At 64.3% G+C, this 6,050-nt stretch carries 5 protein-coding genes; all 5 read right to left on the bottom strand.

The window, feature by feature from the left end:
• Nucleotides 1–244 precede the first annotated feature (244 nt).
• The 5 genes from fdhA to AB4Y43_RS30205 all read right to left on the bottom strand — a co-directional run bounded on the left by fdhA (nt 245) and on the right by AB4Y43_RS30205 (nt 6,040).
• Nucleotides 245–1,441: a formaldehyde dehydrogenase, glutathione-independent gene (fdhA, locus tag AB4Y43_RS30225; protein WP_069267059.1), complete on the bottom strand. Its 1,197-nt coding sequence runs from the start codon at nt 1,439–1,441 to the stop codon at nt 245–247.
• 175 nt (nt 1,442–1,616) lie between these two features.
• Nucleotides 1,617–2,111: a dihydroneopterin aldolase gene (locus AB4Y43_RS30220; RefSeq protein WP_342946220.1), complete on the bottom strand. Its 495-nt coding sequence runs from the start codon at nt 2,109–2,111 to the stop codon at nt 1,617–1,619.
• Nucleotides 2,108–2,743 (bottom strand): sarcosine oxidase subunit gamma, encoded by a 636-nt coding sequence (locus AB4Y43_RS30215; RefSeq protein WP_368729476.1) that lies wholly within the window; start codon nt 2,741–2,743, stop codon nt 2,108–2,110. Before AB4Y43_RS30215 ends, AB4Y43_RS30220 begins: the two co-directional genes overlap by 4 nt.
• A complete protein-coding gene (locus AB4Y43_RS30210) occupies nt 2,733–5,741 on the bottom strand; it encodes a sarcosine oxidase subunit alpha family protein (protein WP_368729475.1) in 3,009 nt (1,002 codons plus the stop codon). The genes AB4Y43_RS30215 and AB4Y43_RS30210 overlap by 11 nt, the downstream gene beginning before the upstream one ends.
• A complete protein-coding gene (locus tag AB4Y43_RS30205; protein ID WP_368729474.1) occupies nt 5,738–6,040 on the bottom strand; it encodes a sarcosine oxidase subunit delta in 303 nt (100 codons plus the stop codon). The genes AB4Y43_RS30210 and AB4Y43_RS30205 overlap by 4 nt, the downstream gene beginning before the upstream one ends.
• Nucleotides 6,041–6,050 lie beyond the last annotated feature (10 nt).

Genomic DNA, 6,050 nt, shown 5'->3' with positions numbered 1-6,050 from the left:
GCAAGGCCAGATTCACGAATTCCAGACGCAGGTTCATGGTGTTTCTCGGGTTCCAGGGCATGAACGGCTCCAGGCCAATCACTCGCCCGAAGTGTTACCCATGTCCCCGCACACCTGTTACCCATGTTTCCGGTCCATACACCGCCGCAAAGAAAGTAGGTGCCGCCCCGCACAGGGGCAACGCATGCATACCGACGCGAAAACAGGAAAACCACAAAAAAAGGCCAAAAGCCAAAACTAAAAATTAAGCGGCCAACAACCCATGCGGATCAATCACAAACTTCCGCGGCGCACCGCCATCAAACTTTTTATACCCCTCAGGCGCCTCATCAAGCGAAATAACCGAAACATTAACGATCTTGGCGATCGGCAACCGATCAAACAAAATCGCCTGCATGAGATTCCGGTTGTACTTGAGCACAGGCGTTTGCCCTGTATGGAAAGTATGCGACTTGGCCCAACCAAGCCCGAAGCGGATGCTCAGGCTGCCATGCTGCGCGGCCACATCGCGTGCACCCGGATCGTCCGTCACATACAACCCAGGAATACCGATCATGCCTGCGGGCCGCGTGATTTCCATCAGCGAATTGAGCACCGTGGCCGGCGCCTCTTCCGAGTGACCGGAAGCGCCATGCCCGTGCGCTTCGAAGCCCACGCAATCCACCGCGCAATCGATTTCCGGCTTGCCCAGAATCTGTTCGATCTGCTCGCCGAGCGTCGCGTCTTTCGACAGATCGACCACTTCGAAGCCCATCGCCTTCGCATGCGCGAGCCGCTCCGCATTGATGTCGCCGACGATCGTGCAGGCCGCGCCAAGCAAACGCGCCGACGCCGCAGCCGCCATCCCCACCGGACCCGCGCCCGCGATATAAACGGTCGAGCCCGGCTTCACGCCCGCCGTGACCGCGCCGTGATAGCCCGTGGGCAGAATGTCGGATAGGCAGGTGAGATCGCGAATCTTCGACATCGCCTGGTCGCGGTCGGGAAACTTCAGCAGGTTGAAATCGGCATACGGCACGAGCACGTATTCGGCCTGGCCGCCAATCCAGCCGCCCATGTCGACATAGCCGTAAGCACCGCCCGCGCGCGACGGATTCACGTTCAGGCAAACACCGGTGTGCTGCTCGCGGCACATCGCACAGCGCCCGCACGCCACGTTGAACGGCACGGAAACGAGGTCGCCGATCTTCAGCGTTTCGACGTCGTTGCCCACCTCCACCACTTCGCCGGTAATCTCATGACCCAGCACGAGGCCGACGGGCGCCGTCGTGCGCCCGCGCACCATATGCTGGTCCGAGCCGCAGATATTCGTGCTGACTACCTTCAGAATGACGCCATGGCCGATCGAGCGCCCGCTCGGATCGACCATCTTCGGATACGCGATGTTCTGCACCTCGACTTTGCCCGGCCCTTGATACACGACGCCTCGATTACCGCTCATCTCGCTGTCTCCTGTTCGATGCAGCTCGCAACGCTGCTCACTAGATGGCGTTGCCTTGCGCAAACTGCACGCAAGACAACGGTGCTTCGAGCGTAGCCTGAGCGCCGCAGACGACGATGTGCAAGAAGCGACGCGCCCTTGCTTTGCGCCGACATCGGGCTACGCGTCTTGCCTGCTACTGCCCGCCCCCGTCGGCCCGTATCCATTGCCGATAGTCGGCGCGCGTCCAGTCGAGCCCCACGCCCACGCGACGCGTACCCGGCCGGATCTTCGGCTTGTGCACCGCGAGCCTGAGCGTTTCCAGCGCGGGCCATTCGCGAAACGAAAACGCCGCCATGTCCGCCACCAGCGTTTCGAGCAGCCGCGTATGCGGCTTGCGCCCGAGAAAGTCGGCAAGGCGCGTGCAATAGCCGTCGTAGTCGATCCAGTCGCCCGCTTCACCCGTCGCGTTCTTTTCGTGCGGCATGCAGCGATAGCCGAGCTGCGCGTCGATCACGAGCGGCTGCGGGGAACCGTGCTCGTGCGGATAGATACCGATGCGCGCCGGCACGCTCAACGCTTCGACGAATACGCTCCAGCCGCGCCCGAGCGGCGCGTCGTGTGCGCCGAGCGCACCGATTGCGCCCAGCGCGCCAAGCGCCGGCTCGAACGCTGCATCGACGATCTTCATGGCGCGACCGACGCCGCGGCGTCGACCATGATGCGGCAGAAATAATCGGCGAAGCTGCGGCGCACGACGATTTCGAAGCGGTCGTCGCCCATGGGAATCAGCACGATCGAAGCCTTGAAATACACGCTCTGCGCGCATTGACCCGGCTTGAAGAGGCGCGGATGCAGGTCGAGCGGGCAGCCGCGCGAGAGCACGTCGCGCGCCCGCGTGCCTTCGATCTCGATCACCGTGTTGCCGCTGCCGACGTCCACGGCCGCCGCATAGGCATCGCCGAGCATGGGGGTCAGCTTCGCTTCGAGCATGCCCGTTTGCACAGGCGCGAGCGAGCGTACGAGCCATTCGTCGGGTCCGAGCCAAAGCACGTCGTAGTGGTCGCTGCGCGCGACGGTGTTCGGCGCGGCCGGCGGCTCGCAGCCAATCACGCCGGCGAACGCCGCGACGAACGCCGGGTCGCTCAATTCGCCGCGCACGTTCACGAGGTCACGAAACGGCAGCTCACGCATGGCGAACGCTTTCGAGGCGCGTCCCTCCTGCGCCTTGACCAGATCCGCGGCACCTACGAGCGGCGACTCCAGGCGCACACCGACGACGCGCTCCGCGACCGGCAGGGGGTCTTTCGTTTCATTCAACATGCTGACGCACTCCTTCCGTGTCGTAGAAAATCGGGCTCGCGATCTGTGCGCTCACGCGCCGGCCATCGGCCATGGGAATCACCACGCGCTCGCCCATCTTGTTCAAGCCGCCCTTCACGACCGCCAGCGCGATGGAACGCTGCAGGATCGGGCTGTAGTAGCTCGACGTCACGTGGCCGATCATCGGCGTCGTGCCGTCGGCGCGCGCTTGCGCATCCGGTGCGATGATCTGGCCGCCTTCGGGCAGCACGTATTGCGCATCGTCGGTCAGCAGTCCGACGAACTGCTTGCGGTTTTCCTTCGCCGTATCCGAGCGCTTGAGCGAGCGGCGGCCGAGGAAGTCCTTCGTCTGCGGGACGAGACCGCCCATGCCGAGATCGAAAGGCGTGACCGAGCCGTCCGTGTCCTGACCCACGATGATGTAGCCCTTCTCGGCACGCAGCACGTGCATCGTTTCCGTACCGTACGGCGTGATGTCGAACTCGGCGCCGGCTTCCATCAACGCTTCCCATACGGCGCGGCCTGCATTCGCGGGCACGTTCACTTCATAGGCCAGCTCGCCCGAGAAGCTGATACGCATGACGCGCGACTTCACGCCCGCGACCGTGCCGTTGCGATACGACATGAACGGGAACGCGGCGTTGTCGAAGTCGATGTCCTTGCATACCTTCTGCAGCACCTTGCGGCTCTTCGGGCCGACCACGGCGAACGTCGCCCAGTGGTCGGTGACGGAAGCGAGACGCACCTTCATGTCGGGCCACTCGGTCTGCAGCCAGCGTTCGAGCCACGTGAGCACACGCGCCGCGCCGCCCGTGGTGGTCGTCATCATGTAGTGCTGCTCGCCGAGGCGCACCGTCACGCCGTCGTCGAACACCATGCCGTTTTCATCGAGCATCAGGCCGTAACGGCACTTGCCCACTTCGAGCTTGAGCCACGGGTTCGTATAGACCCAGTTGAGCAGCTTCGCGGCGTCGGGGCCTTGAATGTCGATCTTGCCCAGCGTGGAAGCATCGAGAATACCGACGCTGTTGCGCACCGCAAGACACTCGCGCTTCACGGCCGCGTGCAGATTCTCCCCGCTTTTCGGGTAGTACCACGGGCGCTTCCAGCTGCCCACGTCCTCGAATTCCGCGCCATGCTGCACGTGCCACTCGTGAATGCAGGTCTTGCGGATCGGGTCGAGCATGTCGCCGAGTTCGCGCCCTGCGAACGTGCCGAACGTGACAGGCGTGTAGTTCGGGCGGAACGTCGTCGTGCCTGTCTCGGGAATCGTCTTGCCGAGCGCGCTGGCGAGAATCGCCATGCCGTTGATATTGCCGAGCTTGCCCTGGTCGGTGCCGAAGCCCATGGCCGTGTAACGCTTCACGTGCTCGACCGACTCGAAGCCTTCGCGCGCGGCGAGCAGAATGTCCGCTGCCGAGACGTCGTTCTGGAAGTCGACGAATTGCTTCGGCCCGCGCGCCGCATCCTTGCGACTGCCCACGAGCCACAGCGCCTGCAGCGGCGTCTCTTCGACCTCGGCTGCCCTGGGCACAGCGGGCCGCTTGAGCGGGAAGCCGAGCGACTTCGCCGCGTCGATGCCGCCGTCCACGCCCTGCGTGAGCGCGCGGCCAAGCCCGAATTCGCCCACTGCCGCCCCAACGCTCACTTCCTCCTGCACGCGCTTGCCGGGCAGGAAGCACGCCTTCGCGTCGCTCCAGTGCGCCTTGCCGCCCGACTGCGCGAAGAGGTGCAGCACCGGGCTGAAGCCGCCCGACACCGCAACGAGATCGCATGCAAGCGTGGCCTGCTGCGCGCCGGCCTGCCCGTTCGTGTAGCCCACCACGTCGACTGAGCTCACGCGCTGCTTGCCATGCGCACAGTTGATGGCCGCGTTGTACATCACCTTCACGCCCTGGCGGCGCGCGGTGGCCTGCAATGCGCCGTTGCCCTGGGCGCGCCCATCGACGACCGTGACGGTCGCGCCGCATGCCTTCAGATCGAGCGCACAACGGTAGCCCGCGTCGTTGTTCGTGAAGACGACCGCATTGCGGCCCGGCAACACGCCGTAGCGATGGATATACGTCGAGACCGCCGAGGCCAGCATGATGCCCGGCAGATCGTTGTTGCCGAACACGATGGGACGCTCGTGCGCACCGGTGGCGAGAATCACGCGCCTGGCGCGGATTTTCCACAACAGCTCGCGCGTGCCCTGGCGCGTGGAAACCGGCAGATGCTCCGTCAAACGCTGCGTCACGGTCACGAGATTGTGATCCTGATAGCCGAACGCCGTGCTGCGCGACAGGATCTTCACGTCGGGCATCTGCTTGAGTTCGGCTTCGATCTTCTCGACCCAATTGAGCGCAGGACGGCCATCGATATCGGCCTTGCACAACAGCAGGCTACCGCCCAGTTCACGCTGGTCGTCCACCAGAATCACGCGTGCGCCGGTTGCGCCCGCCGTATGCGCGGCCGCGAGGCCGGCGGGGCCGCCGCCCACCACGAGGACATCGCAATGCGCGAAGCATTTGTCGTAGCGGTCGGCGTCGCGCACTTCGGGCGCTTTGCCGAGACCCGCGGCGTCGCGAATCTTTTCCTCGTATTTCGGCCACCATTTGCGCGGCCACATGAAGGTCTTGTAGTAAAAGCCCGCCGGCAGAAAGCGCGAGAACTTCTGGTTGATCGCCATGCGATCGTTTTCGAGGCTGGGCTCGGCGTTCACGCTCGTCGCGACGAGCCCCTGGTACAACTCGACTTCGGTCGCGCGCGCATTGGGCACCGTATACGCGCCGCGCTCGAGCTGCACGATAGCGTTCGGCTCGGCCACGTCCGCCGTCATGATGCCGCGCGGGCGATGGTACTTGAAGCTGCGCGCGACGAAATGCACGTCGTTGGCGAGCAGCGCCGAGGCCAGCGTGTCGCCCTGAAAGCCCTGATACGTGCGGCCATTGAACGTGAAGTTCAGCGGAATTGCGCGGTTCACGCGCCCACCGGCGCCGAGGCGGTTCTTCTGGCTCATCGCTGCGTGCTCCCTTGCTTGTCGCCTTGCGCCCCATTTGCTGCGCCGAAGGTTTCGTAAGACTGAATCTCGTAGGTGACGGTGTCGCGCGTCGCCATGAACCAGCGGCGGCAGCCCTGCGCGTGCAGCCACTGCTCTTTATGCACGCCGCGTGGGTTGTGACGCATGAAGAGGTAGTCGCCCCACTCCTTGTCGGTGAGCTTGTCGGTGTCGAGCGGACGCGCGATGTCGGCTTCGCCGCCGCACGCGAACTCGACTTCGGCGCGGGGACCGCACCACGGGCATTCAATGATCAACATGTTTGGATCT

The sequence above is a fragment of the Paraburkholderia sp. BR10872 genome (assembly GCF_040965835.1).
In the GTDB taxonomy this organism is placed as follows: Bacteria; Pseudomonadota; Gammaproteobacteria; order Burkholderiales; family Burkholderiaceae; genus Paraburkholderia; species Paraburkholderia nodosa_A.
The sequence above is the reverse complement of the archived record's forward strand: the minus strand, read 5'-3'. Positions and strand labels throughout refer to the sequence as shown.